Annotated in this window: 10 protein-coding genes; 6 read left to right on the forward strand and 4 right to left on the reverse strand. The window is 68.5% G+C overall.

Annotated elements, in window-relative coordinates:
- The first annotated feature begins 44 nt into the window (after nt 1-44).
- Nucleotides 45-983: a 5'-3' exonuclease H3TH domain-containing protein gene (locus ACFRAU_RS08375; RefSeq protein ID WP_377999533.1), complete on the forward strand. Its 939-nt coding sequence runs from the start codon at nt 45-47 to the stop codon at nt 981-983.
- 7 nt (nt 984-990) lie between these two features.
- On the opposite strand, the gene ACFRAU_RS08380 is transcribed toward ACFRAU_RS08375, so the two are convergent.
- The gene (locus ACFRAU_RS08380) at nt 991-3,147 is read right to left on the reverse strand and encodes a glycogen debranching N-terminal domain-containing protein (protein ID WP_377997481.1); all 2,157 of its coding nucleotides are present in this window, start codon (nt 3,145-3,147) and stop codon (nt 991-993) included.
- Between the two features lie 193 nt (nt 3,148-3,340).
- Between ACFRAU_RS08380 and ACFRAU_RS08385 the strand changes: the two genes are divergently transcribed.
- Complete coding sequence (locus ACFRAU_RS08385; RefSeq protein ID WP_377997489.1) at nt 3,341-4,582, forward strand: MFS transporter; 1,242 nt, start codon at nt 3,341-3,343, stop codon at nt 4,580-4,582.
- Nucleotides 4,583-4,692: 110 nt separating this feature from the next.
- Nucleotides 4,693-6,540, forward strand: a complete 1,848-nt coding sequence (gene ggt, locus ACFRAU_RS08390) for a gamma-glutamyltransferase (RefSeq protein ID WP_377999534.1) — start codon at nt 4,693-4,695, stop codon at nt 6,538-6,540.
- 84 nt (nt 6,541-6,624) lie between these two features.
- Here the strand turns inward: ggt and ACFRAU_RS08395 are convergent, their stop codons facing one another.
- Nucleotides 6,625-7,320 (reverse strand): hypothetical protein, encoded by a 696-nt coding sequence (locus ACFRAU_RS08395; protein WP_377999535.1) that lies wholly within the window; start codon nt 7,318-7,320, stop codon nt 6,625-6,627.
- A gap of 121 nt (nt 7,321-7,441) precedes the next feature.
- Between ACFRAU_RS08395 and ACFRAU_RS08400 the strand changes: the two genes are divergently transcribed.
- The 3 genes from ACFRAU_RS08400 (at nt 7,442) to ACFRAU_RS08410 (ending at nt 13,014) form a co-directional block, all read left to right on the forward strand.
- Complete coding sequence (locus tag ACFRAU_RS08400) at nt 7,442-8,173, forward strand: hypothetical protein (RefSeq protein ID WP_377999536.1); 732 nt, start codon at nt 7,442-7,444, stop codon at nt 8,171-8,173.
- A gap of 211 nt (nt 8,174-8,384) precedes the next feature.
- Nucleotides 8,385-10,181 carry a DUF222 domain-containing protein gene (locus ACFRAU_RS08405; protein WP_377999537.1) on the forward strand — a complete coding sequence of 599 codons (1,797 nt, stop codon included), beginning with the start codon at nt 8,385-8,387 and terminating at the stop codon, nt 10,179-10,181.
- Between the two features lie 157 nt (nt 10,182-10,338).
- Nucleotides 10,339-13,014 carry an ATP-dependent RNA helicase gene (locus ACFRAU_RS08410; RefSeq protein ID WP_377999589.1) on the forward strand — a complete coding sequence of 892 codons (2,676 nt, stop codon included), beginning with the start codon at nt 10,339-10,341 and terminating at the stop codon, nt 13,012-13,014.
- On the opposite strand, the gene ACFRAU_RS08415 is transcribed toward ACFRAU_RS08410, so the two are convergent.
- Together ACFRAU_RS08415 and ACFRAU_RS08420 are read right to left on the reverse strand one after the other, a co-directional pair.
- On the reverse strand, nt 13,015-14,046 hold the full coding sequence (locus ACFRAU_RS08415; protein ID WP_377999538.1) for a glycosyltransferase family 4 protein: 1,032 nt from the start codon (nt 14,044-14,046) through the stop codon (nt 13,015-13,017). It lies immediately after the preceding gene.
- Nucleotides 14,047-14,161: 115 nt separating this feature from the next.
- On the reverse strand, nt 14,162-16,291 hold the full coding sequence (locus tag ACFRAU_RS08420) for a glycogen debranching N-terminal domain-containing protein (RefSeq protein ID WP_377996841.1): 2,130 nt from the start codon (nt 16,289-16,291) through the stop codon (nt 14,162-14,164).
- Nucleotides 16,292-16,490: the final 199 nt, after the last annotated feature.

Genomic DNA, 16,490 nt, shown 5'->3' on the forward strand with positions numbered 1-16,490 from the left:
CCGTGTCACAGGCACCGCACGGTGAATCCGTGTCAGGATCAGTCATGGTCCACCGCCTGATGCTGCTCGACACCGCCTCACTGTACTTCCGTGCCTTCTATGGGCTGCCCGATACCATCCGCCGGGCCGACGGCACCCCGGTAAACGCCGTCCGCGGCCTGCTCGACATGATCGCGCGGCTCACCACCGACTACGGCGCCACGCATCTGGTGGCATGCTGGGATGATGACTGGCGTCCCCAGTGGCGGGTAGACCTCATTCCCACCTACAAAGCCCACCGAGTGTCCGAGGCAGTGGCGGGTGCGGCCGATGTGGAAGTGGTGCCGGACGCGCTTGAGGCGCAGATCCCCCTGATCCGCCACGTGCTGGACTTGGCCGGCATCGCCGTCGTGGGGGCCCCGGAGCACGAGGCCGACGACGTTGTGGGAACCTACGCCAGCCACGCCAGCCTTCCGGTCGACGTGGTGACGGGGGACCGGGACCTCTTCCAGGTGGTCGACGACGACCGTCAGGTGCGCGTCATCTACACCGCCCGGGGAATGCGGAACCTCGAAGTTTTGACCGACGCCGTCGTCGTGGGAAAGTACCGTGTGCTGCCCGCGCAGTACGCCGACTACGCGACCCTCCGCGGGGACGCCTCGGACGGGTTGCCCGGCGTCGCCGGCATCGGCGAGAAGACCGCCGCGTCGCTGCTCCTGGAACACGGCACGCTCGACGGGCTGCTCATTGCGGCGGCGGATCCCGGAGGCGGGGTGTCGTCCTCGGTGCGCTCGAAGCTCACCGCCGCGGCAGACTATCTCAAGGTGGCCCCCACGGTCGTCAACGTGGTGCGCAATCTGGACCTGCCGTCCCTTGATGAAGCGGGCGCCGAATTGCACGCTGTGACCGGTGAGGCGCGGGACGAACTTGAGCGGCTGGCCACCGAGTGGAACCTCGGCGGTTCGGTCCGGCGGCTCCTGCAGGCGCTGGACCGCCGTCCCTAGAGTGTCCTTATTTTCCCAGCCCGGCCTCGGCGATCAGCTCCGTCAGCCACGGCCGGTGCTCGCGGTGGAAGGTCAATCCCTCAGGCAGGCCCTGCACGGAGGGCTCGGAGCCGGTGATGTCGATGGTGATCCGGCCGCCGCCCATGGGCGCGTTGGTGATATGCAGGTCGCCGTAGGAGGCCGGCAGCACCGGGTCCATCCACATGCCGCCCCGGGACACATGCGCGTCATACCGCATCAGGCTGGTCACCAGCATGATCGGCGTGGTGGCTGCCCACGCCTGCGGGGAGCAGGCCGTCGGATACGGCACCGGCTCAGTGACCTGGTCCCGGCTGAAGCCGCAGAACAGTTCCGGCAGGCGCCCGTCGGTGTAGTCCGCAGCCTCCAGCAGGGCCGTCGCGATCCGCTGCGCCTCCTCGACGAAGCCATAACGCAGCAGGCCCACCGCGATGATGGCGTTGTCGTGCGGCCAGACCGAGCCGTTGTGGTAGCTGGCCGGATTGTAGGCACCCATATCGGTGCCCAGCGTCCGGACCCCCCAGCCGCTGAACATCTCGGGGGTCATCAGCCGCTTGGCCACCAGCGGCACCTTGTCCTCGTCCACAATGCCGTGCCACAGGCACTGCCCCATGTTGGACGCGCACGCGTCAACGGGCCGCTTGTCCCGGTCCAGTGCGACGGCGAAATAGCCGCGGTCCGGGAGCCAGAACTGCTCGTTGAATTTCTTCTTCAACTCCGCTGCCTCTTCGGTGAGCTGCGCCGCCAAACCTGTGTCACCGGCGTCGTACGCCATCCACGCCCGGGACAGGAACGCGGAGTAGACCAGCGCCTGGACTTCGCAGAGCGCGATCGGCGGCTCCGCCAGCGTCCCGTCGGCGAAGTTGATGCCGTCCCACGAGTCCTTCCAGCCCTGGTTGATGAGGCCCTGGTCATTGAGCCGCTCATACTCGACGAACCCGTCACCGTCCTTGTCGCCGTAATTCCTGACCCAGTCCAGGGCGCGGTCGGCGTGGGGGAGCAGAGCGGCGATGGTGTCCCGGCCGAAACCCCAGCGGCTCACCGAACCGAGCGCCATCACGAACTGCGGCGTGGCGTCGTTGCTGCCGTAGTAGGCCGATTTGCCGCCCAGCGCCAGCCCGCTGGAGACACCGAGCCGGACCTCATGCAGGATCTTCCCGGGCTCCTCCTCGCTCATCGGGTCCACCACCTTGCCCTGCCGGTCGGCGAGCGTCTGCAGGGTGCCCAGCGCCAGCGACGGATCCACCGGCAATGCCATTTCCGAGGCCCACAGCGAGTCGCGGCCGAAGAGCGTCATGAACCAGGGGGCTCCCGCGGCCACGACGATACGCTCCGGATGGGCCGGATCCTCAATGCGGAGCGCGCCCAGGTCGTCGTAGCTGCGCCGCAGTGTGCGCTCGATGGAGCGGTTGCCCATGTGCAGCTTGGGAATCTTGGCCACCCATTCCTGCCGGCGGCGGTCGCTCGGGGACAGGTCACCGGAGACGGGACGGATCAACGACGACGGCGGGACCCCGCCGCCGTCGGCGGCAGGCGCCACGCTTACCCGCGAACTCCACTCACCGCGCGGCGGGACCACCGTCCGGAACGTCAGGGAGTCGGCGGTGACCTCGGCGCCGCTTGCGTTGACCACGACGCTCTTGACGAGGTCCTGCCAGCCGGCCTTGATCACCAGGGAGTCGCCCTCTGGCCGGCGGGACTCCTCCCAGCGGCGCTGGACACGGGCTTCCTTCACCTCAAAGAGATCAGCGAAATCCGACTCAACGCTGAGGGAGACGATGCACTCGGTCTCCTTCGAGGAGTAGTTCCGGATGGTGATCTCCTCGCGGATGCCGGCACCCACCTCCCGCAGGCGCTCCACGATCAGGGGACTGTCCGCGTACCCGTCAGAGCGGGGAACCCGGCCAATGAACAGCGCCCGGTACGGCTCCTTGGTCTCCGCCGTCAGCGCCTCCAGTGGCAGGCCGTTCACTGACAGGTTCCACCGGGACAGGATGCGGGTGTCCTCATGGAAAACGCCGTGCGGATGCTCCGGATGGATGTCACCGTTCGCCGAGGAGATGCAGAAGGACGAACCTTCCACCAGGGTGACCGTGCCCGACCCCACAGGACCGGCAGCCGTGTCAGCATTCCAGCCAGCAGCCATTCCCGCCTCCTTCGACGGCTCAGGATAGGGGCGGCGCCGTGCGGACCGGGGCCGCACTGACTTTCTCCGCCTACTCCGTTGGGCATGACGCTACGCTCGAACGACCCCTGATAAAAGGTCTCTGGCGGCCCCCGGTGAAGACGGCGAGAATGGATTCGTGCCCCAACTTCGCGCCGGGACGGACAGCGAGGCGATGAACCCGGCGGCCCGCAAGGTGCAGCGCATCTACCTGACGCTGACACTCGGCAATACCCTTGCGGCGTCGTTCATCTGGGGCATCAACACGCTCTTCCTCCTCGACGCCGGGCTCAGCAACCTTGAGGCTTTTGCCGCAAATGCGTTCTTTACCGCCGGGATGGTGCTGTTCGAGGTGCCCACCGGCGTGGTGGCCGACGGCTGGGGGCGCCGGGTCTCCTTCCTGCTCGGCACCGCCACGCTGTCCGTCTCGACGCTCCTCTACTACCTGCTGTGGCAGCTCTCAGCGCCGTTCTGGGCGTGGGCAGCCGTGTCCGTGCTGCTCGGCCTGGGCTTCACCTTCTTCTCGGGTGCGGTGGAGGCGTGGCTGGTCGATGCGCTGCACTTCTCCGGCTACGACGGCGCGCTGGAGACGGTGCTCGGGCGCGGCCAGATGGTGTCCGGCACTGCCATGCTCATCGGGTCAGTCGCAGGCGGCGTGATCGCCCAGGCCACAAACCTCGGCGTGCCGTTCCTGATCCGTGTGGGCGTCCTGCTGGCCATGTTCGGAGTGGCCCTGTGGCTCATGCACGACGTCGGCTTCACGCCCGAGCGCTCGGCGCGTCCACTTCAGGCGACGCGCGCTGTCCTCTCTGCCTCCATCGAGAACGGCCTGAAGAATCCGCCCGTGCGCTACGTGATGCTGTCCGCGCCGTTCACTGCCGGCGTCGGGATTTATGTGTTTTATGCCCTCCAGCCGTTCCTGCTTGAGCTGTTCGGCGACCGCGGCGCGTACGCCATCGCAGGACTGGCGGCGGCCATCGTGGCCGGTGCCGAGGTCCTTGGCGGCTGGCTGGCGCCGCACTTCCGGCGCCTGGTCCGCAAACGCACCACGGTGTTGATCCTCAGCGGGGCCGTCAGCGCACTGATCCTGGTGGCGCTCGGGTTCACGCGTGACTTCTGGCTGGCCCTGGTGCTGCTGGCGCTCTGGGCACTGGTGGCGGAGGTGGGGATCCCGGTGGGGCAGGCGTACCTCAACGACATGATCGATTCCAGGCAGCGGGCCACGGTGCTCAGCTTCGCCTCACTCATGGGCTCCAGCGGCGGCGTGGTGGTGCAGCCGCTGTTGGGCCGGGCAGCCGATGTGTACGGCTATTCGGCGTCCCTGGCATTCAGCGGCGTCATCCAGCTGCTCGCCGTGCCGTTCCTGTACGCCAGCCGCCGTCAGCGCGCCGCAGCAGACGAAGCGCACGGCCGCTAGAGGCAGGCTGAAGGTTCGGACCGGTGTATGTTCTCGCCGTTGAGAGTCCTTCCACCGCGGAGTAGCGTGACAGTACCGTCAACCCGCATTACACCGACCCGGGAGCGACCATGCCATACCTGAGAAGCCGAGTAGCAGCCGTCACCACGGCCCTGGCAGTGAGCGTGACGGCAGGCGCAGTTGCCAGCCCCGCGTTTGCGGATGAACGGGTGACCGAGAAGACTGCGACCGCCACCGGGTACGGCGGTGCAGTGAGCACCGTTGACCCGGAAGCGTCCGCAGCGGCCATCGACATCCTCCGCAGAGGCGGCAACGCGGCCGATGCCGCTGTCGCCGCGGCCGCGACCCTCGGGGTGACCGAGCCGTATAGCGCCGGAGTAGGCGGCGGCGGGTACTTCCTCTTCTACAGCTCACACACCGGGCATGTGAGCACCATCGACGGCCGTGAAACAGCGCCGGCCGCCATGCCGCATGACGCCTTCATCGATCCCGGTACCATCACCCCCGAAAACCCGGCGGGCAAGCCCTACAACTTTACGCCGGAGCTCGTCACCAGCGGCATATCGGTGGGCGTGCCCGGCACCCCGGCCACGTGGGAGCGCGCGCTGGACCGGTGGGGAACCAAGGACCTGGACGATGTCCTGGAGCCGGCCATCAAGGTCGCGGACCGGGGATTTGTGGTGGACGATACCTTCCGCCAGCAGACCCTGGATAACAAACTGCGCTTCGAAGCGTTCACCTCCACGAGCAAGCTGTTCCTCCCCGGCGGTGACGCACCTGCCGTCGGCAGTATCTTCAGGAACCCGGACCTCGCGGCCACCTACCGGCTGTTGGCGGACAAGGGCACCCGCGGCTTCTACCACGGTGCGCTCGCCAAGGAGATAGCGTCAGCCGTCCAGGCACCGCCGAAGAGCAAGACCACCAAGCTGCCTGTCCCGGCCGGACACCTGACGACGGCGGATCTGGCCAGGTACCGCGCCCTGAACCAGCAGCCCACCCACGTCGATAACCGCGGCCTGGACGTCTACGGCATGGCTCCGTCGAGCAGCGGCGGCACCACAGTGGGCGAGGCGCTGAACATCCTTGAGCCGTTCGACCTCTCCGGGATGTCCACGCCCAGCGCGCTGCACCACTACCTCGAAGCCAGCGCGCTCGCCTTTGCGGACCGCGGCAAGTACGTGGGGGATCCTGCTTTCGTGGACGTTCCCACCGACGCCCTGACGGACCCGCTGTTCGGTAAGGAACGCTCGTGCGGGATTAACCCGAAGCTGGCGGCCGTGAAGCCCGTGGCGCCGGGTGACGTGGCAAAGTACGACGGCGCGTGCCCGGCCGCCGCGGCGGCCCCCGCCAGCGAGCAGGACACCGAGAACATCTCCACCACCAACCTGACGGTCGCTGACAAGTGGGGCAACGTCGTCGAGTACACCCTCACCATCGAACAGACCGGAGGGTCCGGCATAGTGGTTCCCGGCCGTGGCTTCCTGCTGAACAACGAACTGACTGACTTTTCGACCGTGTACGACCCGAAGGACCCGAACCGGATTGAGCCCGGCAAGCGGCCGCGGTCCTCGATGTCGCCGACGATCATCCTCGAGGACGGCGATCCGTTCCTCGCCCTCGGCTCGCCCGGCGGCTCGACGATTATCACCACCGTCCTGCAGACCATCCTGAACCGGGTGGACCTGGGGATGAACATCTCCGATGCCATCGCCGCTCCGCGGGCAGCGCAGCGGAACTCTGCCAAGGTCACGGCCGAGCCCGGGTTCATCACCGCGTATGAGAGCCAGCTGAAGCCGTTCGGCCATGAGTTCACCCCCTCCGGCGACGCGTTCACCTCGGCAGCAGAGATCGGCGCGGCCACCGCCATCGAGTTCAAGTCCGGGGGACGCCTGGTCGCGGCGGCCGAGCCGGACAGGCGCGGGGGAGGCTCAGCCATGGTGGTCAAACCCGCGAGGTGAGTCCCGCCGTCGTCCGTGGAAAAGCCAGCCGCTGCGGAAGGCGGGCCGCTGATGGGGAGCGAGCCGATAATAAGAAGTGCGCCGCTACGGCCGGCTGTCGCCGGGGCCCGGCAGCAACTGGAGGTTCCTGATCTGCGACGGTCCGAACTCCACCGTGAGCGGACGGATTTCCCAGGAGCCGCTCCGTTCCCGTGAACGGCGTTCCCCGGGCCCGTCTTCCCTTGGGTGGCCCTGCGGCTTCGGCTTGCCCACGGCAACGTGGGGGCGCCACCGCGGATACCTGTAGCCCAGGGCGCGGGAGCTGAGGATGAAGTCGTCCGGGTTGTCCACTAGCAGGTCATCAAGCAGTTCATGGAGGGCCTGGACGAGCGAGACCTGGAAGTCCCGCACGGCCTGGGGCACGTCCACCTCGAGTCCGGACACCCGGCCGCCGCCCAGCAGGATCAGCCGCTCCGCGGTTCCGGAGAAGCCCTCCAGCACGGGCAGGCCGCGCAGCCAGTCCGCAGTCCTGGCAACGGCCGCGGCAGGATCCGTGGCGCCCTTGGTCCACTCGGCAATGTCGGCGGCGAAGTCCTCCAGAATGCCGATGTGGAGCAGCGTCATGTGCAGTCCCTGCGGCCTGCGAAGCCCGTCCGCGTAGGCAGCGAGCTGTTCGTAGTCCGCGGGTCTGGTGCCGACGCCGAGCACCGGAACCTCAACTGTGATGCGGGGAAGCCTCAGCATCCGGACCTCCTTGTCCCTGGCCGCCGTCGGAATTCTCTTGCCTGTGGTTGATGCCATTATGCGCTTCAGGCGACCCAAGGTTTTCCCAAAGTTTTCCCAACCTCCAGGGCCGACCATGTGCCCGGGGTGCAAGCTGGATGGCTGCGGAAACTAAACAGAACAACAGTGAGGACATGCCATGGGCGAGCTACGGAAACTCGGCACGATCGGAAGCCTTGGGCTGCTCCTGTCGGGCAGCCTGATTTTTGGTCCATCACAGACCGCCCTGGCGGCCACCTGCCGTGCCGGAACGGCAGTCCCGGTGACCAACCTCGGGGGTAAGGTCCTGACCGCCACAACCTTTGAGGGCAACACCCTGGCACCGTTCGTGGCCACTCGGTCAGGCAATGGAACGGTGGCCGTGGCCAGCCCTACGGCCCATACCGGCACGTGTTCGGTCCGGTTGCGGGCGACCGATACCGTCGGGTCCGTGGCCAACATGGGATACGGCCTGGAGGCCGGCACCACGCGGGCCAGCGCCGACGCCTGGGTCAACATCGTGTCCGGCGGACTCCGGGGGAACAACGTTCCCTATGTGCGCTTCTTCTCCGGTGCCACCCGGATCGCCGATGTCTTCCGCGACAATGCCACGGGCACGCCCTGGCTGCGGACCACCAATCCCAACGGGACGTTCTCGTTCACCAAACTCTCGGCGTCGAACATGCGCCTGGGCGCCTGGCACCATGTGCAGATGCAGGTCAGGGCCAACGGTGACAAGTCCTCCATCGAGATCTGGCTTGACGGGGCAAGGTTGTTCGCCAACAACAGGGTGACCCTCGGCGCCACGAGCCTGAGCAAGGTCCAGTTCGGAGCCGAGCACCCGCGTCAGATGGGTGACAGCTACGTCGACGACGTCGTCATCCGGAGGTAGCGGGTCCCGAAGGTAGCGGGTCCCGAAGGTAGCCGAGGTACGGCGGTAGGGCCGCAGTCCGGCGGGCAGTACGGCCCCGAAGCTCCTGCACGGCCTGCTTTCCCAGGCCGTGCAGGTCATTGCTTGGATCCCGTTGCAATCGGGGCGTGGCGCGTCCGGGCCGCTCCTGCGGTCCGGCGTTTTTGTCACACCCCCCTGTCATGCTGTGGGTATGGGAAACAGTGTGGCTGCTGCGGAGGTGTTGGAGGCTATTGGTGCCTCTGCCTTGGCGCTGGCTGCTGAGCTCCGCGGGCTGGCTGATCCTGCCCCGGCGGGCGCGGTTCCGCTGCCGGATCATGTTGACCCTCTTGGGGAGCAGGCTGCTGCGTTCCTGGACGGCCTGACCGGGGTGGCCGGGATAGAAGCCCGGCTTGCGGCGGTGAAGGTGCACTTCGCTACCGGATACGTCACCGCGGATGCGGCGATGGCGCCCCCGGCTCAGAAGCCGCAGGACGTTGCCGTGCGGCAGATGTCCGTGACGGCGGAGGTGGCCGGTGCGCTGACCGTCAGCGAGGGTGCGGCGGCACGGTTGCTGGTCGAGGCCGCCAGGCTGAGCACGGATCTGCCGCTGACGCTGGCCGCGATCGGGTCCGGAAGTCTGTCCTGGCAGCACGGGCGGATCATGTGCGATGAAACCGACGGGCTGGATCGGGAGGCTGCGGCGGCGTTGGAGGCGCACTTCCTGGATCCGGACGCGCCGGGGTTTGCCCGGGGTTGCCCGGCCGGGGAGCTGACCCCTGCGAGGTTCCGCGCCAAGGCACGGTATTGGCGGGAACGGCATCATCAGGACAGCATCGAAACCCGGCACCGCAACAGTGTGAAGGACCGGCGCCTGGAGTACCTCCCGGCCCGGGACGGCATGGCCTGGCTCTCGGCGTTCCTGCCCGCGGACCAGGCCGCCGGGATCTGGAACCGCTCCACCGCCGCCGCACGCGCAGCCCAGGGCCCGACCGAGACCCGGACCCTGAGCCAGCTCCGGGCCGATGTCTTTTCCACCGGCATGCTCGGTCCCGTTTCGGGGATTGACGGCACGGGCGCAGCATTCTTCGCCGGCCCGGTGCCCGCAGGTGTTGGGCCCGCAGGTGTTGGGGCCGCGGGGGACGGGCCCGCTGCTGATGTGCCGTCCCCGAGGGCTCAGGTCCTGGTCACGGTTCCGGTTTTTTCGCTGCTCGGACTGACCGACGAACCGGCCACACTGGATGGGTATGGGCCCATTCCCGCCAGCATGGCCCGCCGGCTCGTCGCCGACGGCGGAACATCGTTCCTGCGCGTCCTGACCGATCCGCGGGACGGGGCGCCCCTGGAGATCGGACGCACCAGCTACCGGCTCACCAAACCGATGCGCCAATGGCTCCGTCTCCGCGACGCGCGGTGCACGTTCCCCGGCTGCAACAACCACTCCCTGGACAACGACGCCGACCACATCCTGGCCTGGGCCGACGGCGGCACCACCGGCGTCGCCAATCTTGGCCAGCCGTGCCCGAAGCATCACCGCCTGAAACACACGACGGCGTGGAGGCCGGTCGGCGCCACCCGCGAGAGCCCGCCAGGCTGGATCTCACCCGCGGGACGGTCCTACCCGGCCGAATACCAGGACTGGGAACCACCCCACTGGCCAGAACCGACAGCCGGTGCTTTGCCGGAACCGCCACCCGTTCAGGCTTTGCCGGAGTTGCCACCCGGTCAAGTCTGGTCCACGTCGCCGCCCGGCCTGGACGGACCGGAACCGCGACTCATCGAAGTCTCTCCGGAACCACCGGACTGGCTGGAGCCGCCGGATCGTCCGGCCGTGCCCGGCGGCTTCGACCAATTCGAGGGCTACCCGGACGTGGGCGGTTACCGGTGCCCCGAGCCTTCGGAAGCTCCCGACGACATTGACGGACTCGAGAGCCCGACGGCCTTCGACGGCGTTGAACCACCGCTGCCCGTGGATCCATGGCCCTGCTGGTCATCGTCAGCAGCAGCCTAGGAAGACGCCTGCCTGTGTCAGGACCAACGGCTACCACCGGCACAATGGAAGGGTGACTTCCGTACCGCTCCCGCAAGACGTGCTACAGGGCGCCGTGACTGGCTCCGCCCCCTTCGACCTGCAGGCCATCGGTGCTGGCCTGGTTTTTGCGGAGTCGATGGCGGAGCTGGCCGGGGTGCTGCAGACACAGGGGGCCGGGGGCGCCGCGGTGGTCCAGGCCCCGCCCGGCACCGGCAAAACGACGCTCGTGCCTCCGCTGGTGGCCAACCTGGCACAGGCTGCCGCCGGTAAAGGACGGCCGCGCGTCGTGGTCACCCAGCCGCGCCGGGTCGCCGCCCGGTCAGCGGCTAGACGTCTGGCCGCCCTGGACGGGACGAAGCTGGGGGACCGGGTGGGCTACACGGTCCGCGGCGAACGGCAGGCCGGTCCCGCCACGCTCATTGAGTTTGTGACGCCGGGCATCCTGCTACGCCGCCTGCTGGCTGATCCCGGCCTGGAGGGCACCGCCGCCGTTATCCTCGACGAAGTTCATGAACGCGGCCTGGAAACCGACCTGCTGGTGGGACTGCTCGCCGAGGTGCGCCAGCTGCGCGGCGACCTCATGCTTGTCGCCATGTCCGCCACCCTGGACGCGCCGCGGTTCGCGGCCCTGCTCGGCGCCGACCCAAGCGCGGATCCAAGCGCGGATCCAAGTGGCGAGCAAAGCGGGGAGGCCGACGGCGGCGGCCCGGCTCCCGTCGTCGACTGTCCTTCCGCTCTTCACCCGCTGGAAACAGTATGGGAGCCGGCGCCCGTGGCGCGGCTCGACCGACGCGGCGTGACACGTGCCTTCCTGGACCACGTGGCGGACACCGCCGCGGAGTCCTACGCGGCAGCCCTTGCCGCCGACCCCGGCACCGACGCCCTGGTGTTCCTGCCGGGCGCCTGGGAGGTGTCCCACGTTGCCGGCCGGCTGCGCACCCGGGTGGGTCCCGGCGTCGAAATTCTGGAACTGCACGGCCAGGTCAGTCCCGCGGCCCAGGACCGTGCCGTGTCCGGGCGGCAATCCCGGGATCCGGCCCGGATCATCGTTTCCACGGGGCTCGCCGAGTCGTCCCTCACTGTGCCCGGCGTCCGGCTGGTGGTCGACGCGGGTCTGTCCCGCGAACCGCGCCGTGACGCCGGCCGGGGCATGACTGGCCTGGTCACCGTCTCCTGCTCGCGGGCCTCTGCGGAACAGCGCGCCGGACGTGCTGCGAGGCAGGGGCCAGGGAAGGTGGTCCGCTGCTACGACCAGAAGACCCTCGGCGCAGCGCCTGCACACCAGACCGCCGAGATCGCCGTGTCCGACCTGGCGGGTGCCGCCCTGATCCTCGCGTGCTGGGGCTCACCGGGCGGCCGCGGGCTGGCCCTTCCGGACGCTCCGCCGCAGGCCGCGATGGGCGACGCCGTCGAAGTGCTGCGCGAGCTTGGGGCCGTGGGCGGGGACGGCCTCGCCACGGACTTGGGCAAAGCTCTTGCGCGCATCCCCGCCGACCCACGCCTCGGACGCGCCCTCCTGGTCGGGTCGTCGCTGCTGGGTGGCCGGCTGACTGGTCGTGCTGGTCACGGAACTGCCGGATACGGAACTGCCGGATACGGGACGGCGGCGGAGGTTGTGGCCGCCGTCGCAGGGGACCAGCGCGCCACGGGAGCCGACCTGCCCCGGCTGGTGTCTGCCCTCCGTTCCGGCAACGATCCCGCCTCCAGACGATGGGCTGAGGAGGCGCAGCGGCTGGATAGGCTGGCACGCGAAGCGGCGGCCGGCGTCGGGCTTCCCTCCGTCGACGTTCCCTCCACCGCAGTGCCGGCGGGAACCGCTGAACAGATCGGTCTGGTCGTTGCCTTGGCGTTCCCGGACCGGGTGGCACGCCGCGTCCCCGGGGACGGGCCGGAGCGCTACCTGCTGACCTCCGGCACGCGTGCCGGCCTTCCCGCCAGCAGTCCGCTCGCCGGACATGAATGGCTGGCTGTGGCCGAGGTTGCGCGGGCGGACGGGCGGGACGCCGCCGGGACCGGCGCGGTGATCCGCTCTGCCGCGCCGCTGACAGCGGACACGGCCGAGGCCGCCGCGGCGCACCTGCTGTTCGACTCGGTGGAGGCAACGCTCACCCAGGGCCGGGTGACGGCCCGCCGGGAGCGCCGGCTGGGCGCCATATCGCTTTCCTCCACGCCGGTGCGGGCGTCCGCCGGCGAGGCCCGCGCCGCAGTGTCACGGGCTTTGGCGGACCAGGGGCTGGGAGCAATCGGATGGTCGATGGCGGCAGATGGGCTGCGCCGCCGGCTCGCCCTGCTGCATAAGGAACTGGGCGATCCCTGGCCGGACATGTCCGAGCAGGCGCTGCTGGCCCGGCTCGACGACTGGCTGGGTCCGGAGCTGGAGGCGCTGGCCGGCGGTGCGGCAACCTCCGGAATTGACCTCACGGACCCGCTGCGGCGGCTGCTGCCATGGCCCGACGCCGCCAGGCTCGGCGAGCTCGCGCCCGAGTTTTTGGAGGTGCCCAGCGGTTCCCGCGTCCGGATTGATTATCCGGACGCCGGGGACGACGGCGGCAGGCCCGTTGTTGCGGTCAAGCTCCAGGAATGTTTCGGCTGGGACCGCACGCCGATGCTGGCCGGCGGACGGACGGCGGTCCAGTTCCATCTACTGTCGCCCGCCCGGCGGCCGCTGGCCGTCACTGACGACCTCGCCTCCTTCTGGGCCGGGCCCTACGCGCAGGTCCGCGCCGAGATGCGCGGCCGCTATCCGAGGCACCCCTGGCCCGAGGACCCCTGGACCGCGACGGCGACCGCACGGACCAACGCCCGGAAGTGATTATCCCGCGGCCTTCACACCGGTCAGCCGTGCGTACAGCGCCAGATGGGCGTCTACCATGCGTTCGGTGCTGAAACGGTCTTCGGCCTGGGCCCGGACTGTCCTGCGGTCCAGGTCCGCGGCGCGCTGAAGAAGGCCGGCCAGGTCCTCTGGCGAAGAAGCCAGGTAGCCGCTCACGCCGTCGTCAACGATCTCAGGTGCTGACCCCATGGGTGTGGCAACGACGGGGGTGCCGGTGGCCATCGCCTCGATCATCACCAGCCCGAACGGCTCCATCCACTGGATGGGGTTGAGCAGGGCGATGGCTTCACCGAGCAGGTCGTACTTCTCCGCGCCGCCCACCTCGCCCAGGAACTCCACCTCCGGACCCTGCAGCGGCTTCACCACATCGTGGTAGTACTGCACTTCGGCCGGTTCCCGCATCTTCGCGGCGATCCGCAGCGGAATACCGGCCAGTTGGGCCACTCCGATGGCCTCCAGCACGCCTTTGTCGGGGCACATCCGGCCAAGGAAACACGCGTAGCCGCCTTGCCCTTTCCCGACCGGAACAGCGGCCACCTCCATGCCATGGGGGATGATGGCAGCGACGCGGTCCGCCAGCACGCTGCTGACCTGGCTTTTGGAGATGGCGATCAGCGTTGTGTCCCGGGCTGCGGCGCCATAGACAGCGGCAAACGCTGGGTTCAGGTCGCTGTGAATAGTGGTCACCACCGGCAGCCCCTCGGGGCGGCCCCGGTAGAGCGGGCCTGCAAGGGTGTGGTCGTGGACCAGGTCCACCATGCCGTCCATCCCTGCATACGCGTTGATCACGTGGCTGAGTTCCGAGGACGTGAACCCTACGAAGTCGGGCTCGGAGATGCGCATTCCAGGGAGCTGAGCCACCGGGCAGGTACTGTCCGCGGCGGCGGCGAGCAGCACCTCATGGCCTGCCCTGGAAAATCCCCTGGCCAGGGCATCGACCACCAGTTCGATGCCTCCGTACCCGGTCGGGGGAATCGGATACCAGGGCCCCGCAATTAGACCGATACGCATCCGCAGCTCCCTTGTTGTCCGGATGTACCGGGACCGTTTGACTACTGAGTCCATTCGGTTGTGGGTGGCACCGAAAGCCGGAGCTACGGTGCCATATTTGTTGGTGCCGTGTTTGTTACTGCGTCATCAGCCGGGCCAGCGGCGGCCGCGGCTTATGCAGCAGGGTCAGGCCCTCGCGCAGCCCGTCAATGGTCCCTTCCGTCCCCTCCGCGCGTAAGGTGAGCCGTGCAGAACCCATCAGCACGTGGTCCGCCCGGAAGCTGCCGAACTCAGCCGGAAGCACGGGGGCCAGGCAGACCTCTTCGCGGGGAATCAGTGGATCGAAGCGCAGCAGGGTCCGCATCAGGTGCACCGGCGCGGCTGAAGCCCAGGCCTGCGGCGAGCAGGACGTGGGAAAAGGGACCGGTTCGGGGAAATCGTCCCGGGCGAACCCGCAGAAGAGTTCCGGCAGCCGCCCGTCGAACTGTTCCGCCGCGTCAAACAGGCCCATGGCAACGCGCGTGGCCTCCTCGACGAACCCGTACCGCATCAGTCCGCCGGCTATGAGGGCTGTGTCGTGCGGCCACACCGAACCGTTGTGATAGCTGACCGGGTTGTAGGCGCCCATGTCGGACGCGAGGGTACGGATGCCCCAGCCCGTGAACATCTCCGGCGACATGAGCCGCTCGGCCACCAGGGGCGCCTTGTCAGTGTCGACGATGGCTGACCACAGGCAGTGGCCCATGTTGGAGGTGCAGGCATCCACCGGACGCTTGTCCTTGTCCAGGGCCACGGCGAAGTACCCCTTCTTGGGAAGCCAGAACTTCTCGTTGAACTCGGCCTTGATGTCGGCGGCCCGACGGTTCCATTTGGATGCCGTCTCGTCGTCGCCCAGCTGCTGGGCGAGCAGCGCGCGTCCAAGGTAGGCGCCGTAGACGTAGCCCTGCACTTCACAGAGGGCTATGGGGGCCTCTGCCATCCGGCCGTCGGCGAAGTTGATGCCGTCCCAGGAATCCTTCCAGCCTTGGTTCAGCAGGCCGTGCTCGTTGGCGCGCTGGTATTCAACGAAGCCGTCGCCGTCGCGGTCGCCGTAGTGCTCCACCCATTCCAGGGCCCGGTCCGCATGCGGGAGGAGGGAGTCCAGCAGGTCGCCGGCAAGCCCCCAGCGTCCCAACTCCGCGAGCAGCGCCACGAACAAGGGCGTTGCGTCGGCGGTGCCGTAGTACGCCTGGCTGCCCCCGAGCGCCAGCCCGGCGGTGACGCCCAGCCGCACCTCGTGCAGGATCCGGCCCGGTTCCTCCTCGGTATCCGGATCAACTTTTTCTCCCTGCAGCGCTGCCAGCGTCTGAAGGGTTCCTGCCGCCAGCTTCGGATCCACCGCCAGCGCCATGTAGGAGGACAGGATGGAGTCCCTGCCGAACAGCGCCATGAACCACGGGGCGCCGGCGGCAACGGCGGCCCGCTCCGGGTGGTCGGGGTCGAAAATCCGGAGGGCGCCCAGATCCTCCTGGCTGCGGGTGAGGACCTTTTCCACGTTCTTGTCCGTCACAGTGAGCTTGGGAACATGTTCCTCCCAGGCGGCGTAGCGCTGCGCGCCCACGTGCGGAGCCGTCTCGTGCGTGAAGGGCTGCTCAGGCCCGGTGCCGTCCACCAGGGGCGTGGTGAACACGCTGGCGGTCCAGGTGCCGCGGGCGGCTAGCTCAGCGTCGAACGTCAGGGCATCCTCGGATACCGTGGCGCCCGCGGCGCTGATGACCACGCCGCGGTGGACCCCGTTGCGTACGGCGTCAATCTGCAGGGCGTCGGCCCGGACCTTTCGGCTGTGCTCGGCGGACGGCACCACCTTTCCGCCTTTGACGTCGAACAGGTCGCTCAGGTCCGCATCCACCCTGATCTGGATCCGGCAGGTCCGCGGCTGTTCCGAATAGTTGTGGACCTTGATGTCGTCACGCAGGCCGGGGCCGACCTGCCGGCTGTGCACCACCACCAGCGGGCTCTCCACCGCACCGTTGGCCCCGCGGGGCCTGCCGACGAACACCGCCCGGTAGGGCTCACGGGTCTGGCCGGACAGCGGTTCCAGAGGAACGCCGTCGACCGTTAACTGCCAGCGGGACAGAATCCGGGTGTCCTGGTAGAAGGCGCCCTGCGGCTGGCCGGGGAGTACGTCCCCGCTCTCGGCGGAGATGCAGAAGGAGGAGCCTTCCACCACGGTCACTGCTGTGAGGCCGGAGGACCCTGCACCGATATTTTCATTCCACGCACTCATCGACCGCTCCCTGGCGACTAGTCGGATGGCATGGGCCGGCCCTGCGGCCACGTTATCCATCGTCCCCCTGCCGGCATGACGCCGCAACGGGTTATTGCCTGCCAGCAGGGCGGGACCGGAGAGCCGCGCCGTCGGACTGGCGCTGAGGGGCCGGACCCCTTGCTGAACAGCGGCTTTAGGTGTCGAATCTTCTTACCAA

Origin of the sequence: Arthrobacter sp. NPDC056691 (genome assembly GCF_042791415.1) — a bacterium.
Lineage (GTDB): Bacteria > Actinomycetota > Actinomycetes > Actinomycetales > Micrococcaceae > Arthrobacter.

What these genes read in the sequence shown, in the direction of transcription:
- ACFRAU_RS08410 (WP_377999589.1), top strand. Translation starts at nt 10,339, where the DNA reads ATGGCGGAGCTGGCCGGGGTGCTGCAGACACAGGGGGCCGGGGGCGCC.
- ACFRAU_RS08405 (WP_377999537.1), top strand. Translation starts at nt 8,385, where the DNA reads ATGGGAAACAGTGTGGCTGCTGCGGAGGTGTTGGAGGCTATTGGTGCC.
- ACFRAU_RS08400 (WP_377999536.1), top strand. Translation starts at nt 7,442, where the DNA reads ATGGGCGAGCTACGGAAACTCGGCACGATCGGAAGCCTTGGGCTGCTC.
- ACFRAU_RS08385 (WP_377997489.1), top strand. Translation starts at nt 3,341, where the DNA reads ATGAACCCGGCGGCCCGCAAGGTGCAGCGCATCTACCTGACGCTGACA.
- ACFRAU_RS08380 (WP_377997481.1), bottom strand. Translation starts at nt 3,147, where the DNA reads ATGGCTGCTGGCTGGAATGCTGACACGGCTGCCGGTCCTGTGGGGTCG.
- ACFRAU_RS08375 (WP_377999533.1), top strand. Translation starts at nt 45, where the DNA reads ATGGTCCACCGCCTGATGCTGCTCGACACCGCCTCACTGTACTTCCGT.
- ACFRAU_RS08415 (WP_377999538.1), bottom strand. Translation starts at nt 14,046, where the DNA reads ATGCGTATCGGTCTAATTGCGGGGCCCTGGTATCCGATTCCCCCGACC.
- ACFRAU_RS08420 (WP_377996841.1), bottom strand. Translation starts at nt 16,291, where the DNA reads ATGAGTGCGTGGAATGAAAATATCGGTGCAGGGTCCTCCGGCCTCACA.
- ggt (WP_377999534.1), top strand. Translation starts at nt 4,693, where the DNA reads ATGCCATACCTGAGAAGCCGAGTAGCAGCCGTCACCACGGCCCTGGCA.
- ACFRAU_RS08395 (WP_377999535.1), bottom strand. Translation starts at nt 7,320, where the DNA reads ATGGCATCAACCACAGGCAAGAGAATTCCGACGGCGGCCAGGGACAAG.